Origin of the sequence: Streptomyces sp. NPDC091271 (assembly GCF_044757505.1) — a bacterium.
Taxonomy (GTDB): domain Bacteria; phylum Actinomycetota; class Actinomycetes; order Streptomycetales; family Streptomycetaceae; genus Streptomyces.
Genome location: NZ_JBIVVD010000004.1, coordinates 210,163 through 232,005, shown reverse-complemented (window position 1 = coordinate 232,005; position 21,843 = coordinate 210,163). Strand labels below are relative to the sequence as shown.

At 69.4% G+C, this 21,843-nt stretch carries 20 protein-coding genes and 2 pseudogenes; 13 read left to right on the top strand and 9 right to left on the bottom strand.

Annotated features, from left to right (window positions below):
- Positions 1-193: 193 nt before the first annotated feature.
- Positions 194-1,717, top strand: coding sequence for an MFS transporter (locus ACIQM3_RS17610; protein ID WP_401624787.1), 1,524 nt, complete (start codon positions 194-196; stop codon positions 1,715-1,717).
- A complete protein-coding gene (locus tag ACIQM3_RS17605) occupies positions 1,717-2,601 on the top strand; it encodes an aldo/keto reductase (protein ID WP_401624785.1) in 885 nt (294 codons plus the stop codon). The genes ACIQM3_RS17610 and ACIQM3_RS17605 overlap by 1 nt, the downstream gene beginning before the upstream one ends.
- A gap of 15 nt (positions 2,602-2,616) precedes the next feature.
- Here the strand turns inward: ACIQM3_RS17605 and ACIQM3_RS17600 are convergent, their stop codons facing one another.
- Entirely contained in the window at positions 2,617-3,354 is a 738-nt protein-coding gene (locus ACIQM3_RS17600; protein ID WP_401624783.1) for a hypothetical protein, read from the bottom strand.
- 303 nt (positions 3,355-3,657) lie between these two features.
- On the bottom strand, positions 3,658-3,810 hold the full coding sequence (locus ACIQM3_RS17595; protein WP_401624781.1) for a hypothetical protein: 153 nt from the start codon (positions 3,808-3,810) through the stop codon (positions 3,658-3,660).
- A 389-nt stretch (positions 3,811-4,199) separates the two neighbouring features.
- Between ACIQM3_RS17595 and ACIQM3_RS17590 the strand changes: the two are divergent.
- The 4 genes and pseudogenes from ACIQM3_RS17590 to ACIQM3_RS17575 form a co-directional block, all read left to right on the top strand.
- A pseudogene (locus tag ACIQM3_RS17590) lies at positions 4,200-4,643 on the top strand (DUF6461 domain-containing protein); the annotation flags it as partial.
- A gap of 141 nt (positions 4,644-4,784) precedes the next feature.
- Complete coding sequence (locus ACIQM3_RS17585) at positions 4,785-4,949, top strand: histone-like nucleoid-structuring protein Lsr2 (protein WP_401626440.1); 165 nt, start codon at positions 4,785-4,787, stop codon at positions 4,947-4,949.
- A 1,278-nt stretch (positions 4,950-6,227) separates the two neighbouring features.
- On the top strand, positions 6,228-6,785 hold the full coding sequence (locus ACIQM3_RS17580; protein WP_401624780.1) for a DUF3291 domain-containing protein: 558 nt from the start codon (positions 6,228-6,230) through the stop codon (positions 6,783-6,785).
- A 441-nt stretch (positions 6,786-7,226) separates the two neighbouring features.
- A pseudogene (locus tag ACIQM3_RS17575) lies at positions 7,227-7,543 on the top strand (transcriptional regulator).
- Between the two features lie 427 nt (positions 7,544-7,970).
- On the opposite strand, the gene ACIQM3_RS17570 reads toward ACIQM3_RS17575, so the two are convergent.
- Positions 7,971-8,573 carry a TetR/AcrR family transcriptional regulator gene (locus tag ACIQM3_RS17570; protein ID WP_401624778.1) on the bottom strand — a complete coding sequence of 201 codons (603 nt, stop codon included), beginning with the start codon at positions 8,571-8,573 and terminating at the stop codon, positions 7,971-7,973.
- A gap of 103 nt (positions 8,574-8,676) precedes the next feature.
- Here ACIQM3_RS17570 and ACIQM3_RS17565 point away from each other — a divergent pair, with 103 nt between their 5' ends.
- Together ACIQM3_RS17565 and ACIQM3_RS17560 are read left to right on the top strand one after the other, a co-directional pair.
- Positions 8,677-9,669: a hypothetical protein gene (locus ACIQM3_RS17565; protein WP_401624776.1), complete on the top strand. Its 993-nt coding sequence runs from the start codon at positions 8,677-8,679 to the stop codon at positions 9,667-9,669.
- 208 nt (positions 9,670-9,877) lie between these two features.
- Positions 9,878-10,747 (top strand): GyrI-like domain-containing protein, encoded by an 870-nt coding sequence (locus ACIQM3_RS17560; RefSeq protein ID WP_401624774.1) that lies wholly within the window; start codon positions 9,878-9,880, stop codon positions 10,745-10,747.
- 33 nt (positions 10,748-10,780) lie between these two features.
- Here the strand turns inward: ACIQM3_RS17560 and ACIQM3_RS17555 are convergent, their stop codons facing one another.
- The 3 genes from ACIQM3_RS17555 to ACIQM3_RS17545 all read right to left on the bottom strand — a co-directional run bounded on the left by ACIQM3_RS17555 (position 10,781) and on the right by ACIQM3_RS17545 (position 14,503).
- Positions 10,781-11,308 (bottom strand): hypothetical protein, encoded by a 528-nt coding sequence (locus ACIQM3_RS17555; RefSeq protein WP_401624772.1) that lies wholly within the window; start codon positions 11,306-11,308, stop codon positions 10,781-10,783.
- A 111-nt stretch (positions 11,309-11,419) separates the two neighbouring features.
- Positions 11,420-13,813 (bottom strand): MFS transporter, encoded by a 2,394-nt coding sequence (locus ACIQM3_RS17550; RefSeq protein WP_401624771.1) that lies wholly within the window; start codon positions 13,811-13,813, stop codon positions 11,420-11,422.
- A gap of 180 nt (positions 13,814-13,993) precedes the next feature.
- Positions 13,994-14,503 (bottom strand): MarR family winged helix-turn-helix transcriptional regulator, encoded by a 510-nt coding sequence (locus ACIQM3_RS17545; protein ID WP_401624769.1) that lies wholly within the window; start codon positions 14,501-14,503, stop codon positions 13,994-13,996.
- Positions 14,504-14,680: 177 nt separating this feature from the next.
- Here ACIQM3_RS17545 and ACIQM3_RS17540 point away from each other — a divergent pair, with 177 nt between their 5' ends.
- From ACIQM3_RS17540 to ACIQM3_RS17530, 3 genes are read left to right on the top strand one after another with little or no spacing between them, the layout of a single operon-like run.
- The gene (locus ACIQM3_RS17540) at positions 14,681-15,748 is read left to right on the top strand and encodes a Dyp-type peroxidase (protein ID WP_401624767.1); all 1,068 of its coding nucleotides are present in this window, start codon (positions 14,681-14,683) and stop codon (positions 15,746-15,748) included.
- Positions 15,748-16,545: a family 1 encapsulin nanocompartment shell protein gene (locus ACIQM3_RS17535; protein ID WP_401624765.1), complete on the top strand. Its 798-nt coding sequence runs from the start codon at positions 15,748-15,750 to the stop codon at positions 16,543-16,545. Before ACIQM3_RS17540 ends, ACIQM3_RS17535 begins: the two co-directional genes overlap by 1 nt.
- 59 nt (positions 16,546-16,604) lie before the next feature.
- On the top strand, positions 16,605-17,951 hold the full coding sequence (locus tag ACIQM3_RS17530; RefSeq protein WP_401624763.1) for a diaminopimelate decarboxylase: 1,347 nt from the start codon (positions 16,605-16,607) through the stop codon (positions 17,949-17,951).
- A gap of 384 nt (positions 17,952-18,335) precedes the next feature.
- On the opposite strand, the gene panD is transcribed toward ACIQM3_RS17530, so the two are convergent.
- On the bottom strand, positions 18,336-18,764 hold the full coding sequence (gene panD / locus ACIQM3_RS17525; protein ID WP_401624762.1) for an aspartate 1-decarboxylase: 429 nt from the start codon (positions 18,762-18,764) through the stop codon (positions 18,336-18,338).
- Between the two features lie 404 nt (positions 18,765-19,168).
- On the opposite strand from panD, the gene ACIQM3_RS17520 reads away from it, so the two are divergent.
- The gene (locus ACIQM3_RS17520; RefSeq protein ID WP_401624760.1) at positions 19,169-19,297 is read left to right on the top strand and encodes a hypothetical protein; all 129 of its coding nucleotides are present in this window, start codon (positions 19,169-19,171) and stop codon (positions 19,295-19,297) included.
- 34 nt (positions 19,298-19,331) lie between these two features.
- Positions 19,332-19,613 (top strand): GNAT family N-acetyltransferase, encoded by a 282-nt coding sequence (locus ACIQM3_RS17515; RefSeq protein ID WP_401624758.1) that lies wholly within the window; start codon positions 19,332-19,334, stop codon positions 19,611-19,613.
- 90 nt (positions 19,614-19,703) lie between these two features.
- On the opposite strand, the gene ACIQM3_RS17510 is transcribed toward ACIQM3_RS17515, so the two are convergent.
- Both ACIQM3_RS17510 and ACIQM3_RS17505 read right to left on the bottom strand, forming a co-directional pair.
- Positions 19,704-20,453, bottom strand: a complete 750-nt coding sequence (locus tag ACIQM3_RS17510) for a hypothetical protein (protein WP_401624756.1) — start codon at positions 20,451-20,453, stop codon at positions 19,704-19,706.
- Between the two features lie 144 nt (positions 20,454-20,597).
- Positions 20,598-21,476, bottom strand: coding sequence for an oxygenase MpaB family protein (locus ACIQM3_RS17505; protein ID WP_401624754.1), 879 nt, complete (start codon positions 21,474-21,476; stop codon positions 20,598-20,600).
- Positions 21,477-21,843: the final 367 nt, after the last annotated feature.

The following is a 21,843-nucleotide window of genomic DNA, read 5'->3' as shown; positions in this document are numbered from 1 at the left end:
CTGCCGACACAGCAGTTCGGCGAGCCATCGGCGGGACTGCGCCCACAGGAATACGACAGCAACGGAACAAGTGCTCTGCGCCAGTAGAAGAGCAGTGACTCCCACCTGGGCCGAGGCGCGGTTCTCTGGAAAAGGCCGGGGTCCCGGCCGTCCACGATTAGGGCCGAACCAGAGCCCGACCTGAAGGAGCACCGTGCGCACAGCGTCTTTGTCCGGAACCGGCGACGCCCCCTGCGGGCGCACAGCCGGTCCGAGCTCCCGGGGAGCCTCCGGAGCGTCAGGTGACCTGACCGCCGCCGCACCGCGTCCGGCGGCGCAGCCGCCCAGGGCCCCGGTCCACGCGACACTGATCCTTGCGATCATCTGTGTCAGCTATTTCATGGTGATCCTGGACAACTCCATCGTGTTCACCGGGCTGCCGCAGATCCGGTCCGACATGGGTTTCTCCGAATCCGGTCTGTCCTGGATCACCAACGCCTACGTCCTGGTCTTCGGCGGGCTGCTGCTCCTGGGCGCCCGGGCCGGTGACCTTTTCGGCCACCGCAGGGTGTTCGTCCTCTCCTTGATCGTCTTCTCGCTGACCTCGCTCCTGGTCGGAGCCGCTCAGAGCCAGTGGTGGCTGATCGTCGCCCGGGCTATGCAGGGCGTCGGGGCCGCGATTCTGGCCCCCTCGGCCCTGTCGCTGCTCACGCGCAGCTTCCCGGAGGGCCGGGCACGGAACCGGGCGATGGCCGCCTACAGCGCGGTCGCGGGTCTCGGAGCCGCAGTCGGCCTGGTCGTCGGTGGTCTCGTCGCGGACCTGATCTCATGGCGGGCCGGGTTCTTCCTGAACGTGCCGGTCGGCATCGTGATGATGGTGCTCGCGGTGCGGTTCCTGCCCGAGACCGGCCGTCGGCAGGGGCGCTTCGATGTTCCCGGCGCGCTCCTGGCGACGCTGGGCTCGACCGCTCTGGTCCTCGGCACCGTCGATGCGCCCGACCCCGGATGGACCGCCCCGGCCACCCTGATACCGCTGGTGGCGGGTGTGCTGATGCTCGTCCTGTTCGTCCGGGTGGAGCGGCGGGCCGCACAGCCGATCGTGCCGCTGCGGCTGTTCGCGAGCCGGGAGCGCAGCAGCGCCTACGTCACCCGGATGCTCTACATGGGCGCGATGATGGGGTTCTTCTTCTTCACCGCGCAGTTCGTGCAGAGCGTCTACCACTGGACGCCGTTGCAGGCAGGTCTCTCCTTCCTGCCGATGACGCTGGTCAATTTCGTCCTCGCCGTCCAGGTGCCGCGGTTGCTGGAGCGGGTGAGCAGGCCGAAGGTGCTGCTTACCGGGGTCGTCCTGACCGCGGCCGGCATGGTCTGGCTCAGCCGCCTCGACCTGCATACCCCCTACATGACGGGAGTGGCCCTGCCCATGGTCCTCATCGGCGCCGGACAGGGGCTGGCCCTGGCACCCATGACCTCGAGCGGAGTCGACGGCGTCGCGCCGGCTGACGCGGGCGCCGCTTCGGGCCTGGTCAACACCGTGCACCAGATCGGCAGCGCACTGAGCCTGAGCATCCTGACCGCCGTGGCCGCCGCTGTCTCCACCGGCCACGAGGCCGCCGACATCGCAGCCCGCTCGGGCGCCGCTCTGACCGGCTCCGCCGTCCTGCTCGCTTCGGCGGTCCTGGCCGTCCTGACCCTCATCATGCCCTCGCGGGCCACCCACACCGAAAGGTCCCTCTGATGCAGACCCTCACCCTCAACAACGGCGTCGAGATGCCCGCCCTCGGACTCGGCGTCTTCCAGACCCCGCCGGAGGAGACCCGGGCCGCCGTAACGGCAGCGCTCGACCTCGGCTACCGGCATATCGACACCGCCGCCGCGTACGGCAACGAACGCGAGGTCGGCCGAGCCATCCGCGAATCCGCCGTACCCCGCGAGGAGATCTTCGTGGAGACGAAGATCTGGATCAGCGACTACGGATACGACGAGACCCTGCACGGCTTCGACAAGAGCGCGGTCAAGCTGGGCGTCGACCGTATCGACCTGCTCATCCTGCACCAGGCCCTCCCGTCGGACTTCGACAAGACCCTCGCCGCCTACCGCGCTCTCGAGAAGCTCCTGGCGGACGGCAAGGTCCGGGCCATCGGCGTCAGCAACTTCATGGTCGAGCACCTGACCGCGCTGCTCGACGCCACGACCGTCGTCCCGGCGGTCAACCAGTTGGAGATCCACCCGTACTTCCAGCAGCGCGCCGTCCTCGACTTCGATGAGGAGCACGGCATCCTCAACCAGGCGTGGTCCCCCATCGGCGGCATCACCTTCTACCCGGGGTACGGGGAGAACCGCAGGAGCGTTCTGGAGGACACCGTCGTCACCGGCCTCGCCGAGGCACACGGCAAGAGCCCGGCCCAGGTACTGCTCCGCTGGGGCCTGCAGCACGGCCGCTCCGTGATCCCGAAGTCGACCAAGCGCCACCGCATCGCCGAGAACATCGACGTCTTCGACTTCGAGCTGACCACGGACGAGCTGAAGGCCCTCGACGGACTGGAGACCGGCCACCGCGGCGGCCCCGAGCCTACGAGCGTCACCCTCGCGGACTTCGGCCGTGCCATCCCTGAAGCCTGACTTCTCAAACGAGTGTCAGTCCCTCGACCTCCAGGTTGCGAGTCCAGGGCCTTCAAAGGGCAACAAGGCGATTGTTGTCGCTGCCCGCGACGCCGTGACCGACGCACACCCGGGCACCTCGTGGCCGTGGTCGCGACCGGCCACGAGACGTTCGGTGGGATCGACGTGCCGGTCAACAAGGGTATGGATCATCGCTGCTGTCGAGGCGGAGGACACGCCCCGACAGTTTCCGGCCGGACTGAACCCGACCACCAGAACAGCAAGGAACGGAGAATCATCATGGCCGAGGTCAGCGTCGTCATCGGGGCAGGGTCGATCGGGCAGGCCATCGTCCGCCGCGTCAGCTCCGGCAAGCATGCGCTGCTCGCCGACGTGCGGCAGGAGAACGCCGACGCCGTGGCGAAGGTGCTCCCCGGTGCCGGGTTCGAGACCAGCAGCGTCGTGGTGGACGTCTTTTACCGTGACTCGGTGCACGCCCTTGTGAATACCGCCACCGGGAATCGGCGAGGTCGCCGGCGTGCTCCACGCCGCCGGCGTCTCGGCCAGCCAGGCGTGGATCGAGTAGATCCTGCACGTCGACCTGTACGGCACCGCCCTTGTGCTGGATGAGTTCGGTCGGGTGATCGCCGCGGGCGGTTCGGCCGTGGTGATCTCCTCGCAGTCCGGGCACCGGTTCCCAGCCCGGTCGAAGACCACAGGCCGGCCCCGGCTGCAGCTGCGGACTTCGGATTGAAGTGTTTCGAAGATGGTCATGCCAGTGTTTCTTTCGGTGGCCCGGCAACTGCCGGGGAACGGGGTGGTGAGGCGTCTGGCGCGTCGGCGAAGTGCCGGAATCCTTCGCAGGCCTCGTGGACGCCCCACAGCTTGCGGGCGAGTACCCCGGGGTCCTTCCTCGGATGCCCTCGGGAGATATGGCCCGGGACGATCAGTTGCGCGACATGAATGTTCGCGTCCGCCAGTTCCTCATGAAGCAACCGGGCGCACACGCGGTGAGGAGAGAGGCGATACGCGGTGGCACCCGGCCATCGCACGTGCCCGCGCAGGCCGCGGGCAGGGTCACTCGTGGTGGTTGTCGTTGCTGTCGTAGTACGAGACCAAGTCCTCGATCAGCAGGTCGCTGTTGACGGTGAAGACGTCGATCCCCGGTAGGACCATGACGCCGGCGTCGGTGGCGGTGCGGGACTCGAACTCGAACGCGCTCTTGTTCAACGCACCGTGCTTACGCGGGGAGCAATGGCACGGTCCAGCTGCTCCAGAATTGCGGTGAAGGTCGCTGCGTTGTTGCGGCTGATCACCTCGGCAAGCACTTCGCCGCTGGTAACCTCCAGGGCCGCGACAAGTGAACCCGGGGTGTGACGCCGGTACTCGAACTCCTGGCGGGCAAACTGACCAGGGGCGGCGGGGCGCCTCGGCCTTCAGCGAGGAGCCGTTCGCATCAACCGCTCGCGGACCTCCCGTTGCAGCAGCACCGGAACCGCCGTACCAACCCGTTGTTCACCCCTCATGACAGATGATCATGGCGGACCGCTGACCCAGCTCGATGTCAGTGTCTGTGGTTACCGTTCCCAAGACGTCGCCGGAAGAGCTGGGGAGTTGTCATGACAGAGGACATCGGGTGGCTGGCGGAACTGAAGGAATGGGATTTCACAGTCGTCTTCGCACGCACCATGGACCCGGATGAACTTGCGCAGCGCCTGAGTGCGGGGGAAGCCTCCCCCGTGGTGAGGCCGCTCACGGAAGCACAGGCGCGCAAGATGGCCTGGTCTGGTCACAGCGAGGACCATGGTGCGGCCAGCGTGGCACGCGTCGGTCAGAGGGCCGGATGGTCCTTTGCGCTGGAGTACGGGGCCCCCGTGGGAAGCTACCGATGGCGTGAACTTTCGCAGGACGGGAGCGAAGCCGTCGTGCTTTCCTCATGGCCTGAGCACCCGCCTGCCCAATTCGAGTACGCGCGCGACGGGCACTTTCTCTGCTCCTTCGGCATCGGCGAGGAGAGGACCAGGCACGGCGAAGACCGCGACCTCCTGTTGCCCGCGCTTGTCAGTGAGGGCCTACTCAGACATGGCGGTACAGAGTACGCGGAGGAGGGCGAAGAGATACCACATCACCGACGACGCTGCCTGACCGTCATCGGAGCCCACTTCGGGCTCTCACTGCCTCAGGACTGGCTCGACGTCACGCCCGTGCCCGCCTACGTTGTCAACGGAACCGCCGATACCTTTCTGTTCGATCGCAGCCCAGAAAACGACGCCGTACGGGCGTGGGCCCGGGCCAGGGGCTACCTCGTCAATGACAACGGCCGCATACCCGCCGCCATCCGCGAAGCGTACGAAAACCAGCAGGACTAGATCGCGGGAATGCCGTCCGACAGCCGCTGGCACCAAAGCAACAGCCACCCTGCGGGCCAACTCGGCCTCTCGATCCCACCACGTCCCTCCACTCCACGAACTTAGGCGGAGCAGCACTGGATGTGCCACCTCATGAGGTTGGTGGCTCCACTGCGAGCAGGAATCAGATCAGTCCCGGCGCAGTCCGCCGGGGCTGATGTCTTCTCCAAGGACTGTCCCGTAAACCCTGGTCATCAGCGCCTGCACAATGCCTGGTTCAAGGCGTGTCGTGTGACCCGTCCAAGGCCACACTGGTCTGCACGATGGCCAAGCCGTAGAAAGTAGTCCTTGACGGTCCCCGCCCGGAGTGGGGCGGGGCCGCTTTGGTCGGTGAACCGGGCTCCAGTGCTCGGGGGCATCCGTCAGCCAGGCCCCAGGAGGACGGTCCCAGATCAGGCAGCCCCGCACGACGCCGGGCACATCGGAGCTCATCAGGTTCGCAGGCCCTGCGTTCGCGCCTCGCCCTGCTCGTCGGCCTCGATGTCCTGGTGCCCCCTCACCACTGGACCGGCCCGGCGATCACAGCCACCGGCGTGAGCGGTGTTCGTGCGAGAGGCACTGTGCATGAGGTGCCGTTCGCCTCGGCGTATGAGTCCGTCCGCCGCCCGTCGCCGCGGGCAGGAAGAACCCGGCGGGCAGCACGTTCACTTCGGCGTCCGTCTCCGCGGCCGGCAGCTCAGCCGGCACCTTCGTGTCGATCTCCCGCGTGCCGTCTCCCGCCCTGTCAACCGGCGTCTTCCCCGGGCCACCTGGAGGACAGCGCACCCGAATCTGTTGGCACTGACAACTCCCGGCCTGGTAGGGGACTTCCAGGCGACGAAGCCCACGGGGTGTTCAAAGTGTCACGCCTTGGACGCTCATCCCGCGTCGGCCCGGCCCCGAGACCTGCCCCAGCCGGCCTGCCCTGGTCCGCGATGCGACCGGTCACCTCAGCTTCGCCGGTTCTGCTGTGTTGCACACCACCTTGACACGCACCCGCAGCCCCTGCCCCGCCCGTCACCGCCCCAGCCCCCGCAATGACCGGTGCAGAGGCCACTTGGACAGGAAAAACGCAACTTCGACATGGCCCGCAGAGGCGGCTACCTTCACCTGGTCCTCGGCAACCGCCCGCAGTCGCCCAGGAGTTCATCCAGGCTGAGCCACCCGCGACGGGATGGGTCGGTCACGCCCCACACACCCTCGCCCCAGGCGTAAGCCACCGAACCGGGTCCACACCAGGCCCCCACCAGGGAGAGAAGCATGCCCCATCTCGCGCTGTACACATTCGGCGTCCTGAAGTCACCTCTCGCTGATCCCACACCTCTCACGCGCGAGTTCTACGACATAGGTGCGACCGTCTACCAGCAGATCAGCCAGCACCCCGGATACCTCGCTCATGCTGAAGCGGCAGGCGGTGACCAGGGCATGCTCTTCGAAGCGGACTGGGGTGCATGGGGAGAGTTCGCCGCACCGACCTGGTACGACAAGGGCCGTACGGTGGAAACCACCGCCCTGGCCACGACCCTCTCGCTCTGGACCGGCCTGCGCCCCGCCTTCGACGCCATCTACACCGGTCTGCACCGTGAGGCGCTGAACAGACGTTACGACTGGTTCGAGAGGACAGGGCACCCGAATTACGTGTTCTGGTGGGTCTCCGACGGCGTGATACCCACCTGGCAGGACGGGGTTTCCAGGCTGGAGCACCTCCGTGACCACGGCTCCGCGCCGCACGCTTTCACCTTCCACCACTCGTTCGCCCCGGACGGAACTCCGGCCAGCACCAAGGGCGTCGGGCCGAAGAGCGACCGGGGCCGCTGACGAGGGAGCCCGAACGTTCGGCGCCGAGGCGAGCAGGCCCACGCCGAGCACGTGCGCTACGGACTCTCCTGGCCCTACCTTCTTGCCGAGGGCCTGCTCGTTCGCGGCGTTCGGCTCCTACGACCTGCCGAATCCGTGGAGCGGAGCGGTACTGTTCCCCTCGCTGCTGCTGGCAACGGGCATGATCGCGGTCTACGTGCGCAAAGCACCCGTCCGCATGCCCCTCACCCACAGGGACGCGCTTTACGGGGTAGCGGCCGGGCTGGGGCTGGTGGGACTGTTCCGCCTGCTCTCGGATTTTGCGGGCGCCGTTGGTGTACTGGTCCCGCACGTGGTGGCGGCCGCGGCTCTGTGCGTGGCGGGGGTACTGGTCGCGCGCAAGTGGGGGGCCGCAGTCGTGGCGCGTGAACAGTGCGGACGTGGTGAGAGCGGGTGTCGCTGATGGACGACGGCTTCAACGAGTTCCTGCATGTCCCCGCGCGCCTTACGATCGCCGCCCTGCTGGCGCCGACAAGCTGGACGGAGTTCGGTTTCTGCGGGACGCGATCCCCACCAGCGACTCCGCGCTCTCCAAGCACCTTTCCTCATTGGCGGCCGAGGGCTACATCGAGGTCCGCAAGGACAAGCGCGTCGGCGGACGCCGCACCCTGGTACGGCTCACGCCTGACGGCCGACAGGCGTTCCGACGCCACGCCGCAGCTTTGGAGCGGATCGTCGCGACGGCTCGCGCCCCGCAGGTCGACGAGCCGGACGGCTGACCACCGCGAACGCGGATGATGACCACACGAGACGGAGTGCATGTCGTGGACTTCATCGACTACGGCGCTTTCGTGGGCAACGTCGCCGACATCGCACTCGTCTGCGCATGCGCCGCGCTGGCGGTGCTCTCCCTGCGTGATGTGCCGCTCACCGAGGCGCAGGGCGAGAAGCCCCCACCGACGCGTCTACGGCAACGTCCGGATCGACATTGCCTGGCGACTGATCCTCTGCGCCGTCTCGGAGGGCCGTACGTCACTGGTCATTTCAGACTGAGGCCCGAAGCTCAGGCACCGTCAGGCCGTCACCCCGTGGCAGCCCATCCGCTCCATGGGCACCTCCGCCCAGCTCACGCCCTTGCGCAGCACGTACACCATCCCGCGCAGGGCAGCCCCGGTCGTCCACCGGAGTTCTGATTCGAACGACCAGTCAGCGCGCCTCGGCCCGTAGGTAGCGGGTCAGGATCAGGCGCAGGGTGGGGAGCTGCTCGGCGGGCTCGAAGGCCGGATCGGTGGCGGCGCTGGTGTAGAGCGAGGCGATTAGGGCCGTGACCCAGGAAGCGGTGGTGTCGGGGTCCAGTCCGGGGTCGATCTGGCCGGCCGCCGCGGCCCTTGCGAGAAGTGTGGCAACCGTCCTCTGCTCGTCGGCGTTGGCCCGGCTCAGCGCCTCTTCGATCTCCGGGTCCCGGTACGCCTGGACCATGGCCTCCATGACCAGGTGCGGGGCGAGCGGCTCCAGCGCGGGGGCCGCGAGCAGGTCGATGACTTCCAGCAGTGCGCTCAACGGGTCGTCGGCGACTTCTGCCGCCGCCATCAGTTCGGCCTTGTCGCTGTCCTCGTCCTCGAAGACTGCGAGGAAGATCGCCCGCTTGTTGGCGAAGTAGTGGAACAGATTGCCCGCGCTCATCCCGGCGGCCCTGCAGATCTCCGCCGTGGTGGTGCGCTCGAAGCCCTTCGTGGCGAACAGCTCCGCCGCGGCATCCGCGATGTGCTGGCGCCGGGCCCTGTGTTTGGCCGGGTCGACCGTCCTCATGCCATGGCCTCCTCCTGGTGTGCCGCCATGATCCCTCACTAATAATAGACCGAGCGCTCGGTTTATGATTCTATTCGTGCTCTCCTCGCATGAAGGAACACAGATGACGTCTCACCAGGCGCCCGCACCGGCGCGCATACGGATCGGAGCAGCCCTGGGGCTGCTGCTCCTGTCGCCGATCTGTGCCGAGTACCTGATCGGCTACGACCAGATCGTCAGCCATCCGGCAGAGATGCTGACCGGGTTACTGGTGCTCGGCCCGCTGTACGGCACAGTTGCTGTGCTGATCCGTGAGGCCGCCCGGCGGACCGGGCGCGGATGGCCGACCATGTTGCTGCTGGGTGCGGCATTCGGACTGATTCAGGCAGGCGTGATCGACCAGAGCCTGTTCCACCCGGACTTCGTGCCCGAGGCGTCCTGGGACCACGACCGGATGCCCACCTTCATCGCCGGGCTCGGGGTCAGCGTGAAGCACGTGGTGGGCTTCGTCGGCGGCCACGTCGTCTGGAGTTTCTGTGCACCGATCGGCATCGTGGAGTCCTGTGCTCCGCGCATCGCGGACCGTCCGTGGCTGGGGCGGGTCGGCGTCATCACAATGATCGTCCTGTACGGGCTGGGCGCTCTGGTCATCTTCAAGGAGCACAGCGAGCGATTCCTGGCGACGCCCGCACAGCTCGGCACCATCGCGCTGTGCGCCCTCGGGCTGATCGTGACCGCCTTCACGCTGCCGCGGAGGTCCCCCGGCCGGGGTTCCGACGGCCGGGTGCCGCCGCCGTGGGTAGTCGGGTGCGGGGCCGTGGTGCTCCTGGGCGCGCACCAGTTGTCGTCACCGGGCTGGGGTGGGGTCGCGCTGAACGTTGCGGCACTGGCCCTGGCCGGCGGTGCGCTGCTGTGGTGGTCAGGGCGCAAGGACTGGGGACCTTCACACGTCCTTGCGGTGTGCGGTGCGGCCTTGGTCGTCAACGCGGCCCTGTCCTTCGTCGTCGAGCCGCTCGGCGACACGTCCCTTGTAGCCAAGTACGGCGCCAACGCCGCGCTCATGATCGTCGTAATGGTCATGCTCGGGTGGGCCAGGCGACGGCTCCGCCACATCTGAGGCCGGTGCTCTTCTTCCCTCCCCGCGTCCTGCGTGCGCCCATGCGTCCCAGACCGTTGGAGGCGCCGTCGCGTCCAGGTTCCGGCCCACGACTCCGTCCCCTTGCGGCCCAGCGCAATCAGGCGGAAGACACCTGATCGGATCGGTCCGCAGCGGTCGGGTGCGGTCGGGGATACTTCAGGCAAGGTGGACATCGAAAGGGGGCCTCGTGATCTCGGTGCTCAATCAACTTGTCGATCTCGTCGAGGAGCACCTCACCGAGGAGCTCGATGTCGACGGACTGGCCAGGGGTCTCGGCACGACCGAGTATCACGTGCGCCGGATGTTCTCGTCGCTGGCAGGCATGCCGTTGTCGGAGTATGTGCGCCGGCGCCGCATGACCGTCGCCGCTGCTGAGGTCATCCGAGGCGAGGACGATCTGCTGAGTATCGCCGTCCGACACGGCTACGGCTCGACCGAGGCGTTCGGACGCGCGTTCCGAGCGGTCCACGGCGCCGGTCCGCGTGACGTGCGCCGTGACGGAGGCCCTCTGCGCACACAACCACGGCTCAGGATCCGCCTGACCGTCGAAGGGAGCACCCCCATGGACACCCGTCTCGTCGACCGCCCCGGGTTCCGGCTGATCGGACACGCGGCCCGGGTTCCGCTCATCCACCAGGGCGTCAACCCGCACATCCAGCAGCACATCACCGCACTGCCGCCCGAGGAGCACGTCCGGCTCAAGGCCCTCGGTGATACCGAACCGGGGGGTCTGCTCCAGGTCAGCGACGACCTCGACCCCGACGGAACGGAGGGCAGCGAACTGACCTACCTGCACGGGGTCGCCGTGTCCCGGGACACGGCGGCCCCCGACGACCTCGACGCCATCGAGGTACCGGCCGGCAGGTGGGCGGTGTTCCGTACCGCCGGACCGCATCCACAGGCCCTGCAGACGGCCTGGGCCGCCACCGCGACCGAGTGGTTCCCCTCCAACCCCTGGCGTCTCCGGCCGGGCCCCTCGATCGTCGCGGTCCTCGAGCGCGCGGAGGACTTCAGCACCGCGACCTGCGAACTGTGGCTCCCGGTCGAGCCTGTCTGACGGACCGCGGTCGCAGCCGTTGCCTCTTCGGTCTCAGTCGGTGATGTACCAGTCGTTCTCGAGGTACTCGAGGGTGTAGCTGCCGAGGTCGCTCTCGGAGAAGGGCACGGAGGCCCTGACCGCTTCGACCGGCATCTCGATCTTGTCGGGCGTACGCACGACGATGCGCTGCGGGTCGACCGTCGCGGTCTGCAGGGCCTTCTTCTGCTCGGGCGAGATCATCTGGACCACAAGGGCGTACGTCGACGTGCACGGGCCGAGCCCCTGGTCCTGCGCCTTCCGCGCGGCGGGCCCGGCCACTTCGCAGACCGTGTCGATGTCCTCACGGCCCAGGGCATGGAGGTATTGCGCGTAACGCTGGATCGCGCCCTCCTCCGTCCTGGGCGCGGGCAGGTTACCGGTCGGCGCCACCGTCGGCTTCCCGGGCGGGGACGCCGACGGCGTGGCCGACGGCTCTTCCGCCCGTGCGGACGCGGAGGACTGTGAAGGCTTCGCGTCCGCGTCCTCCCGCGTTTCCTCCGGACCGCACGCCACCAGCACCACACAGGCCGATACCGCCACGCTCACCATCGTCCGAGCCCTCATTCGGTCCCCCCACTCTCAGTCGGCAACACAAGCGGTCACGCAGGACCCGGGGGAATGGTTCCCGAGCCGGCCCGGGGCGGGACGGGCTCAGGTCACCGGGTGGGACAGTTCGATGTCGAGCGCATCGGCCCCGGAGTCCGTCACGCGCAAGGCGGTGGCGACGGGCGGGTAGCCGCTGGCGACGACGGAGTAGTCACCTGAGTCCAGGTCGGCGAAGGCGTACACGCCGTCCGCGCCGGTCGTGGCCGTCGCGGTGACGTTGCCCGCCGCGTCGACGAGCGTGACGCGGGCGTCCGGCAGCGGGCGCAGGTCCGCACCGGAACGCACCGCGCCCTGGAGCCGGGCGCCCGCGACCAGGTCGATCCGCACCCGGCCGGATCCGCCGTCGCCGACCACGACGGGAACGGCTGCCGGCCGGTGCCCCGCCGCGTTCACGGCGACCGTGCACTCGCCTGCGGGCAGCTCCCCGAAGGCGAACTCCCCGTCCGGGCCGGTCTGTCCGGTGCCGAGCACCTCGCCGCGCACATCGGTCACGATCACCACGGCGGCGACGACCGGCAGCCCGTCGGCGCCGCTGACGACCCCGTTCAGCGCCTGCACGCCGGAGAGCGGGATGTCGTACGCGAGCCGCTCGTCGCCGACGACGACGGTGGCCGCCTGTGGCTGGTGCCCGTCGGCTGCGGCGATCAGCACATAGGTGCCGGCGCCGGGGACGGAGAGCTCGTAGGCGCCGTCGGAACGGGCCACGGTCCGGCCCAGTTGACGCCCCGTGAGTGAAATCAGGGTGACCGTGGGGCGAGAGGCACCGGTGGAGCTACGGATGTGGCCATGGAGGGCGGGGCCGTCCTGGACCAGCACCTGACCTGCCTGGTTCACCTGCGTGCCGTGGTCTGCTTCCGGAGCGGTCGCCGGGGACGGTTCACCGGCGGGGGCCGGTGCGGCCGGCTGCGGGCGACGGAATCCGATCAGGGTGGCCGTCGCGACGAGGGCCACCAGCATCCCGGCCGCACCGACGGTCATGCAGACGTGGACGGCGTCGGTGAAGCTCGCGCCGATCGCTCCGAGCGCGGGGCCTGTCGCCTCTGGGGTGAGCCCCAGGTGTCCCGCGGCGCCCACGCCGCCCTCCGCGAGGGCCTCGCCCACCCGCTGCTGGTCGGCGGCGGTCAGCCCTGAGTCCGCGAGATGCCCGGGCAGTGCGGAGGTGAGCCGGCTGGTGAGTACGGCGCCGAGGACCGCTGGACCGAGCGCGCCACCGAGCTGACGCAGGGTGTTGTTGCCCGCGCCCGCCATGCCCGCCAGGTGGTGCGGCACGCTGCCGACGGCGACGGCGCTGATCGGCGTCATCACGAAGCCCATGCCGAGTCCGAACAGGGCCAGCGGACCGGCCATCGCGCCGAACCCGGAGTCGGTCTCCAGGCCGGTCAGCCAGAGCATGGCGCCCCCGACACCGAGCAGGCCGACGCACAGGAGCACGCCGGGTGCCACCTTGCCCATCAGACGGCCGACGAGCGGGCCGGTGACGACGGAGACACCGTTGAAGACCAGCATCCGCCAGGCGATGTCGAGGACGGAGAGCTGCTGGACACTGCCGAAGAAGAGGCTGAGGGTGAATACGGAGCCGATCATCCCGAACATCACGAGCGCGTTGACGACGCCGGCGCCGGTGAAGGGACGTACCGCGAACAGCTTGAGGGAGAGCATCGGCGAGGCGGAGCGCAGCTCGGCGACGATGAACGCGACCAGGCCGATCGCGGCGGCGGTGAACGCGACGACGACCTTGGTCTGGCCCCAGCCGTCGGCCCCGCCGCCTTCGATCACTCCGTAGATCAGGCCGACGATGAAGACGATCGCGGCGATCTGGCCGGGGACATCGATGGCGCGGCCGTGCGCGGAGCGCGAGTCCTCCAGCATCCGCACGGCCACCAGACCGGTGACAGCGGTGATGACGGCGGCCGGCAGGAAGATCCAGCGCCAGGTGGTGTGCTCCAGGATGACGCCGCTGATCAGCGGGCCGAGGGCCATGCCGATGCTCAGGGAGGCGGCCCAGGCGGCGATGGCCTTGGCGCGGGCCCGGAAGTCCGGGTAGGCGTGGCTGATCAGGGCGAGCGTGGAGGAGGCGAGGGCCGCGGCGCCCGCGCCCGCGATCGCCTGGCCCACCCAGACCTGTTCGACGCTGTGCGCGGTCAGGGAGGTCACGGAACCCGCGGCGAACAGGAGCATGCCCGCGAGATAGGCCTTCTTGCGGCCGTAGAGGTCGCCGATCAGGCCGAAGGTGAGGATCAGCGCGGCCATCGGCAGGATGAACGCGTCGGAGACCCATTGCAGGTCGGACGTGGAGGCGCCAAGTCCCTGCTGGATGCGCGACAGGGACACCGAGACGCTGCCGATGGGCACGTATGCGGCGAACATCCCGAGGCAGGCCAGCACAGTGGTCAGCGCCGGGCGCGCGACAGCGCGGTGAGGGGGTGATATCGCGGACATGGTGAGACGGACCTCCGGATCGAACGCGGCGGCCAAGTTATCAGTTGCCTGTCATAGTCCCAAATGACTGAGATCGGCGGGTGCGGGCGTGACCACCTGGATGGGGCCCGCAGGCACTGTCCGATCGCAGGTGATTCCGCCGGTCACGGATCCGGGCGGGCCGCCCTTGGCGGAACGGTCTCAGTCGGTCCTGGGCGGGTCGGGCCACATGCGGGCCACAGGGGAATCGGGGCCGTCGAGAGCGATGGCGATGCGACGCATGCCGAGCGTCAGACGTTCCAGCTCCTCGGGCCCGCCGACCACGTCGCAGAGCCGCTCCACGACCGCTTCGACGAGCCGGCGCCCCTCGGCCATGCCCCTGAGTCCGGCCTCCGTCGGCTCGACCAGCACGACCCGCCTGTGCACGGCGTGCGGATGCCGCTCGATCCATCCGATCCGCTCCAGATGCGAAAGCGCCGTCGTCACGCTCTGCGGCGTGATGTTCTGCCCCCGGGCCAGATCCGCCCCGGACAGCGGCCCGTGCTGGTCGAGCGTCATCACGATCCCGAGCTGCGTCATGGTGACGTCCAGGGGGCGCAGCCGTTCGTTCAGGGCGCGGTGCACGGAGTTGTTCGCCCGCCACATGGAGTGGCTGAACGTCTGGTTCCAGGGCGTGCCGGAGGCAGCCCCCTCCGGGCGACGGCTCGGCATATGCAACTCCCTGCGGACAAGCGGCTCCCAATCGTAGCGGCAGGGCCTCGCGCGTCAGGCCGCCGGAGACCACGGCCGGCCCGGCTCGTCGCCCGGCCGGGCCGGGCCGGCGTGCGGCCCGGAGCGTGGTGTGGATAAGTGGCAGGGAGCCCTGTCCACCACCCACGGAGTGCGCGCATGTCCGACGCCGTACCGGAGCCTGTCGCGGTCCAGCCCGTCGTGGCACCGCTGACCAGTGCCGCGGTGGTGCTGGTCGCCACGATCGAGCCGGGCGGCGAGTCCGCCGTACGCGACGTGCTGCCCGATCTCGCGGCGTTCGCGCGCTCGATCGGCTTCCGGGTGCCGAGCGCCGGACTCGCTTGCGTGACGGGCTTCGGATCCGATGCCTGGGACCGGCTGTTCGCCGGCCCCAGGCCTGCGCGTCTCCACCCGTTCCAGGAGTTGCGGGGCCCCGTCCACCGTGCTCCGGCGACACCGGGCGATCTGCTGTTCCACGTCCGCGCCGAGCAGATGGACGTCTGCTACGAGTGGGCCTCTCAGCTCCTCGGACGGCTCGGCGGTGCGGTGAGGGTCGTCGACGAGGTCCAGGCCTTCCGATACTTCGACCACCGCGACCTGCTCGGTTTCGTCGACGGTACGGAGAACCCGGTGGGCGACGGGGCGAGGGCCGCGGCCATGGTCGGCCCGGAGGACCCTGACTTCGAGGGCGGCAGCTACGTCGTCGTGCAGAAGTACCTGCACGACCTGGCCGGCTGGAACGGGCTGAGCACCGAGGAGCAGGAACGGGTCATCGGCCGTACGAAGTTCACCGACATGGAGCTCGCCGACGACGTCAAGCCGGCGAATTCGCACGTCGCCCTGAACACCATCACCGAGGACGACGGCACCGAACGCGACATCCTGCGCGCCAACATGCCCTTCGGCAGCTTCCGGGAGGGCGAGTTCGGGACGTACTTCATCGGGTACGCGGCCGATCCCGGGGTCACCGAGCAGATGCTCCGCAACATGTTCCTGGGCAGCCCACCCGGCACCCACGACCGCATCCTCGACTTCTCCACCGCGGTCACCGGCACGCTCTTCCACGCCCCCAGCGCCGACTTTCTCGACGCTCCTCCTCCGCCGCCCTCCCCCGCCGGGACCACAGCCGCCCCGGAGCCGCAGCCCGCGGAGCGGCGCCCCCCGACGACGCCGGTGGTCCGCGACGGTTCGCTGCGCATCGGCAGCCTGCAAGAAAGCGCCCAGTGATGAACAATCTGCACCGCGAGCTCGCGCCCGTCACCGACTCCGCCTGGGGCCAGATCGAGGAAGAGGCCAGACGCACCTTCAGCCGTCACGTGGCGGGCCGCCGGGTCGTCGACGTCAGCGATCCCCAAGGGCCGGAGCTGTCCGCGATCGGCGACGGACATCTGCGGGACATCGATCCGCCCACCCCCGACGTGTTCGCCCGTGCGCGGACGGCGACTCCGGTCATCGAATGGCGGGTGCCCTTCACCGTGACCAGGGCGGCTGTCGACGACGTGGAACGCGGCTCCGAGGACAGCGACTGGCAGCCGGTCAAGGACGCGGCCCGCACCTGTGCGTTCGCCGAGGACATGGCCGTCATCGACGGGTACGCGGCGGCCGGCATCACGGGCCTGCGTGACGGTTCCTCGCACACCCCGCTGCCGCTGCCCGCGGACGCGCGGGACTATCCGGCGGCGGTGAGCCAGGCCCTGACGCGGCTTCGGCTCGCGGGGGTCGACGGGCCGTACCGGCTGCTGCTCGGCGCCGACGCGTTCACCGAGGCCTCCGAGACGTCCGACCACGGCTATCCCGTGACCACCCATCTGGCGCGGCAGCTCGACGAACCCATCCTGTGGGCGCCCGCCGTCGCGGGCGGAATCCTGTTGTCCACGCGCGGGGGTGACTTCGAGCTGTGTCTGGCCCAGGACCTGTCCATCGGGTATCTGGACCACGACGCGACGAGCATCCGGCTCTACTTCCACCAGGCGTTCACCTTCCGGATGCTGACGCCCGAGGCTGTGGTCCCGCTCATCGCCTGAAAGCACCGACCTGCGAGGCTCCTATCAACGCCAGCCGCCGTACGCCACCGTCGGAATCCGTGACCGAGCCCTCCCCCGCGCCGCGCTCCGCCAGATTCGCGGAGGCGCTACGCCTCGCGGTGGGGGAAGGGCTGCTCGGCGAGGAGCGGCCACTCGCGGGCTTCCTCGACGCTGACGGGATACTCGACTCCGTCGACGCGCTGCGGGAGGCCTTCGCCGCCGCGCCGGGCGTACGGGTGCAGCACACCTTCGCCGCGAAGGCCGCGTCGCTGATCCCGGTGCTGCGGCTGCTCGCCGACTGCGGCATGGGCTGCGAGGTGGCGGGCCCGGGCGAACTGAGGCTCGCGGTCGAGGCCGGTTTCGCCCCGGCCCGAATAGTCCTGGACTCACCCGCCAAGACCCGCGACGAGCTCCGGCTGGCGCTGGCGCTCGGTATCGCCGTGAACGCGGACAGCTTCGGCGAGATCCGCCGGATCGAGGAGCTCCGCTCCCCCGGGTCGGCGTCCGTCCTGGGGCTGCGGGTGAACCCGCAGGTGGGGGGCGGCTCAATCGGTGCCATGAGCACGGCGACGGCCACTTCGAAATTCGGAGTGGCCCTGCGTGACCCCGGCGCCCGTGAGCGGGTCGTCCAGACCTTCGCGGAGCATCCCTGGCTGACCCGGCTGCACGCCCACGTCGGCTCGCAGGGCTGCTCTCTGGAGCTCATCGCCGCCGGCATCGCGGAGACGTACCGTCTCGCCGAGGAGACCAACGAGGCCCTGGGCACCCGCCAGATCACCGGGATCGACATCGGCGGCGGGCTGCCGGTCAACTTCGACGACGACGAGACCCGCCCCGCCTTCGCGGAGTACGTGGCGGCGCTCCGGGCCGCGGCTCCGGGCATCTTCGACGGGCACTACGACCTGGTCACCGAATTCGGCAGGTCCCTGCTGGCCAAGAACGGCTTCATCGGGGCGCGTGTGGAGTACACCAAGGACGCGGGGGGCCGTCGCATCGCGCTCACCCACGCGGGGGCCCAGATCGCCACCCGCACCGTCTTCATGCCCGACGCCTGGCCGCTCAGGGTCGGCGCGTTCGACGGGGAGGGCCGCCCCCGGAGCGGGCCGCCGATGGCCCAGGACATCGCGGGGCCGTGCTGCTTCGCCGGGGACGTCGTGGCCCACGGCCGCGACCTTCCCGAGCTGCGGGAAGGTGACTTCGTCGCCCTCTACGACACCGGGGCGTACTACTTCTCCACTCCCTGGGCCTACAACAGCCTGCCCCGGCCGGCCGTGTACGGCTTCGCCGGGCAGTCCGGCGGCCTGCGCTTCGCTCCGGTCCGCGAGGCGCAGTCACTCGACTCGGTGGCGGCGGAGAGCGGGCTGCGCCACGCGGACGCGCTGACGCAACTCCGCGAGAAGCCCTAGAAGCCCCGGCTCACCCCGCCGGCTGGGGCGAGGGCTCCGGCTCGGGCACCGGATCGGGGTCGGGGTTAGGGGGCTGCGGAATCGGGTCGGGCGCGGGGCCGGGCGGCACCGGGCCCGGCGGTACGGGTGGCGGGGAGGGCACAGGCGTCGGCGGCCCCGGTACGGGCGGGGGAGTCGGGGCGGGCGGCACGGGGTCGGGACTGGGGTGCGTCATCTCGGTCCTCCATGTGCGACGGACGGGACGAGTGGATCTCCTCTCCACCGTCTCCCCGTGCGGCTTCCCTCGCCTGCCGAGTCCACACGTACGCACCGTGGCTCCTGGCCCGGGACGTCCCCCGGCCGGCCCTGCCTCAGGGCCGGCCGGGGGAGAGCCCACGAGGCGGCTCAGCCCCCGGCGGGGACGACGGCCTGCGGGCTGCGCTCGGTGCGCGTACCCGGCACGGGAGCGGAGGCGTCGGCGCCCAGGGCAACGATGCGGTTCCCCGCGTCGACGTGCACGACGCTCGGCACGAGGGAGCGAGCCTCGGCGTCGTCGACCTGGGCGTAACTGATGAGGATGACCAGGTCACCGGGGTGTACGAGGTGGGCCGCGGCGCCGTTGATGCCGATGACGCCGGAGCCGCGCTCGCCCTCGATGACGTACGTCTCCAGACGTGCGCCGTTGTCGATGTCCACGATGTGCACGAGCTCGCCGGGCAGCAGGTCCGCGGCGTCCATCAGGTCGGCGTCGACCGTGACGGAGCCGACGTAGTGCAGGTCGGCCTGGGTCACGGTGGCTCGGTGGATCTTGGATTTGAACATGGTACGCAACATCGCGGTACTCCCAAAAATAGGCTCCCTGCCTGCGTTATTGCAGGTCAAGGGCTCTTTCAAAACACTACATCCAGTCGCGTTCCCCGGGCGGCGTTCCCAGGTTTTTCAGGACTCGTGCTGACCACTTGCCGACTTTCCTGACGCATCGCCTGGCGAGTGCAGGAGGGGGACTCGCTCCCCCGGACCTCACCGCGACGACGACACAAGCCTAAGCAGCGCCGCCCCCGGAGGATCCGTGATCACCGTCACTTGGTAGACGTGGCGCATGGAGGAACTTTCGCGAATCAGCGATATCGAGCAGGCCGGGGCCGGCCACGGGGCAGTTGATCTGGGCCGCCCAGGGACAGGGCGGCGAGAGCCTGGGGCCAGGGGTGCGGGCATGGCGTCACGGCGCGGCGTGGGCGGTGGCCAGCCCGAACCGGCAACAGGACCGGCTCGCGGTCATGGGTGACGGCGCCGATGTGGTCGTGTTGGTGCGGCGGGTCCTGAAGGAGGTCGGCGCGTCCTACCGGCTCCTGGGGGAGCTACGTTGATCGATGCGCGCCGCTGGCCGGGGTCGTCGGCGAGGTGGACGGCAGCCTCGGGGTGGAGCCGCTGGCGGTCGCGGCGGATGTGTGGTCCGCGGCCGGGTGCGGGTTCATGGGCGGCGTGTTCACCCGCCCCACCGCCCGCGCCCGCGCCCGCGGCCTTGGCCGGGCCGTGTCCGGCTTCGTCCTGGACGCCCTGGTCGACCGGTACGGCCGCGCCGCGCTCATGGTGCTCACCAGCAACGCGCCGGCCATAGCCACGTACGAACGCCTCGGCATGGCCAAGCATCGGTTCGCAGCGGCGCGCATCCCGGCCCGGTGAGGCCGAGCGGGCGGTGCGGGGGCAGGCCGGTTCCAGAGGTTCGAGGTCGCCGTACAGGTCGTGCCGTGCATGACGAAGTAGCGCGTCGCCTCAATTGCTCCAGCGAGCCACGATGGCCCGATCGACGCGGAAGAGCGCCTCGCACTCCGCGCAGTACGCGCTTCCGAAGAGGTAGGTCAATGCGTCCGCGACCTTGTGCTGACCGTCGGTGAGAGCACGCACGTGGAGCCGCTCGGCCAGCCCTTCCAAGGTGGAGATGGCTGCGGGTCGCAACTCCCGTCGGTGCCCGGTGGCCTCGTTCATGTACATGCTGTCGGTCGTGGAGAAGTAGCCGTATTCGCCGAACACGACGAAGTTCTCCGCCCCGCACGCTGGGCAGGGAACTTCGAACTCCTCATCGTTGAGTCCGTGCAGCTGCTCCCCCCACACCTCGACTCCCTCGAAAGCGAGCAGGGCTTCGAGGAGTTCCACATAGCGCTCCGGACTGTCGGCCAGTGACGGATCGTGCAGAGCCTCCTCCGCCAGCTCGATCAGCTCAGAGGCCTCCGCGGCGTAGGTATCTTTGGGGTCAGGTATCCCGTAGGGCCGGTCGGCGCCGGCGACGATGGACGCGGCCAGGAGCAGGGGCGCGGTTCGGTCCGACGGCGTGAGCCGGCGCGCCTTGCCGACCAGTGCGGGCAGGGCGGCGTAGCTCGCGGGGTAGACCGTCCCCTGGTGACACAGGCGGGACCAGAGCTCGTCCCACGCTGGGCTCTCCGGGTCGTGCCCGGCTGCCTCCAGGAGGCCAGGCACGTCTTCGGCAGTTCCGTACGCATGGGTGAGCTGGGACCATTCCGTCATGGGGCTGATCAAAGCAGACGCCTTCAGCGTCCGAGGCTGCGCCCTGGCGTGGACCTGAGAGGCACGATGTTCCGCAAGCAAAGGGGCCGGCGACGCGGAGACGGTCCGTCCCGGAGCCAGGGCCCTCGGGCGACTCCGAGTGGCTCAGGACCGTTTTCCGTCCTCGAGCCCGCGCATCGCCCATCCGATCAGGCCTGTAGCTGCTCGCCCCGTCGGCATCAGCACCCATCGCTCCCCCGGCCCCCAACGCGGAAAGCCCAGTTCACTGGTCGCCCAGCGGGGCAGGAGGGCGACAGCGTTGGTCGCCAGGGCTGCGTAGAACGGCAACGCGAGAACAGGTATCGGTGGCCGCAGCAGCAGGTACCGAGTGGTCTCCCGCGCCTGCGGCGTACATCGCAGCTCTGCCCGGTACTCCTCCAGGCGTGCGCGCAGAGCCTGGGTCGATCGAGGCGGGGAGGTGACGCCCAGCGCCTCGGCGACGCGGGCCATTTCCGCGACGTACCGGGAGCATTCGCATTCCGTCAGGGGCCGCGACCCGAACCTCTGGTGTGCTCCGAGGAAGCTCTCGGTCTCGGCCACGTGCACCCACTCCAACAGGTGGGGATCGGAGGCGCGGTAGGGCACGCCCTCGTCGGTGGTGCCCCGGATCCGTGCATGCACGCCCTTGACGCGCTCGCAGGCGGCCTGCGCATCCTCGGCCGTGGCATACGTCGTGGTGGCCAGGAAGGTGCTGGTGCGCTGCAGCCGCCCCCAGGGGTCTCCCCTGAACCCCGAATGGGCGGACACCGCGGCCATGGCTACGGGATGGAGAGACTGCATAAGCAGTGCGGACAGTCCGCCGATGAACATCGCACTGTCCCCGTGGACACGGCGCACCGGACTGTCCTCCGGGAACCAGCGGGGTCCAGGCGTGTTGTGGATCGCATCCCTGTTCCGGGGGCCGTCCGGGCCGGCCACCCGCTCAAACAAAAGTTCACCGGCGCGCTCACGCAACGCGTCGAGCGCGCTCTGCAGAACGACCATCGACGCTCCTCACGGCTCTGAAGCTTGCCGGCCGCGCGGATGCGGCCGAGTCGGAACCGGCACCCCTGCACCCATGATCCCTCACGGAACGAAGCGCACGCCACTCATCCGCCTCGATGCTTCGGGGCTCCCTGGGCAGAGCCGACGGGAACCGGTGGCCGCCGTCGCAAAGGGTGGCACGTATCGGTACCCACGCCCTCACGACCTGTGCCCTGAGAGCGTCCAAGCTCACTCCTCCGGTCAAGTCTCGAACGTACGACGCCCGTGCTCGACGCCCAGCGCCCTGTGCGTCAACGCTATTGACACCTACCTTTCAAAGGTTTTACGTTCCGTGGCACATGAGAGCGCTCTCAAGCACTCTCTGTCC

What these genes read in the sequence shown, in the direction of transcription:
- panD (WP_401624762.1), bottom strand. Translation starts at nt 18,764, where the DNA reads ATGTTGCGTACCATGTTCAAATCCAAGATCCACCGAGCCACCGTGACC.
- ACIQM3_RS17600 (WP_401624783.1), bottom strand. Translation starts at nt 3,354, where the DNA reads ATGACCATCTTCGAAACACTTCAATCCGAAGTCCGCAGCTGCAGCCGG.
- ACIQM3_RS17605 (WP_401624785.1), top strand. Translation starts at nt 1,717, where the DNA reads ATGCAGACCCTCACCCTCAACAACGGCGTCGAGATGCCCGCCCTCGGA.
- ACIQM3_RS17540 (WP_401624767.1), top strand. Translation starts at nt 14,681, where the DNA reads ATGTCCGACGCCGTACCGGAGCCTGTCGCGGTCCAGCCCGTCGTGGCA.
- ACIQM3_RS17565 (WP_401624776.1), top strand. Translation starts at nt 8,677, where the DNA reads ATGACGTCTCACCAGGCGCCCGCACCGGCGCGCATACGGATCGGAGCA.
- ACIQM3_RS17510 (WP_401624756.1), bottom strand. Translation starts at nt 20,453, where the DNA reads ATGACGGAATGGTCCCAGCTCACCCATGCGTACGGAACTGCCGAAGAC.
- ACIQM3_RS17535 (WP_401624765.1), top strand. Translation starts at nt 15,748, where the DNA reads ATGAACAATCTGCACCGCGAGCTCGCGCCCGTCACCGACTCCGCCTGG.
- ACIQM3_RS17550 (WP_401624771.1), bottom strand. Translation starts at nt 13,813, where the DNA reads ATGTCCGCGATATCACCCCCTCACCGCGCTGTCGCGCGCCCGGCGCTG.
- ACIQM3_RS17570 (WP_401624778.1), bottom strand. Translation starts at nt 8,573, where the DNA reads ATGAGGACGGTCGACCCGGCCAAACACAGGGCCCGGCGCCAGCACATC.
- ACIQM3_RS17505 (WP_401624754.1), bottom strand. Translation starts at nt 21,476, where the DNA reads ATGGTCGTTCTGCAGAGCGCGCTCGACGCGTTGCGTGAGCGCGCCGGT.
- ACIQM3_RS17545 (WP_401624769.1), bottom strand. Translation starts at nt 14,503, where the DNA reads ATGCCGAGCCGTCGCCCGGAGGGGGCTGCCTCCGGCACGCCCTGGAAC.
- ACIQM3_RS17580 (WP_401624780.1), top strand. Translation starts at nt 6,228, where the DNA reads ATGCCCCATCTCGCGCTGTACACATTCGGCGTCCTGAAGTCACCTCTC.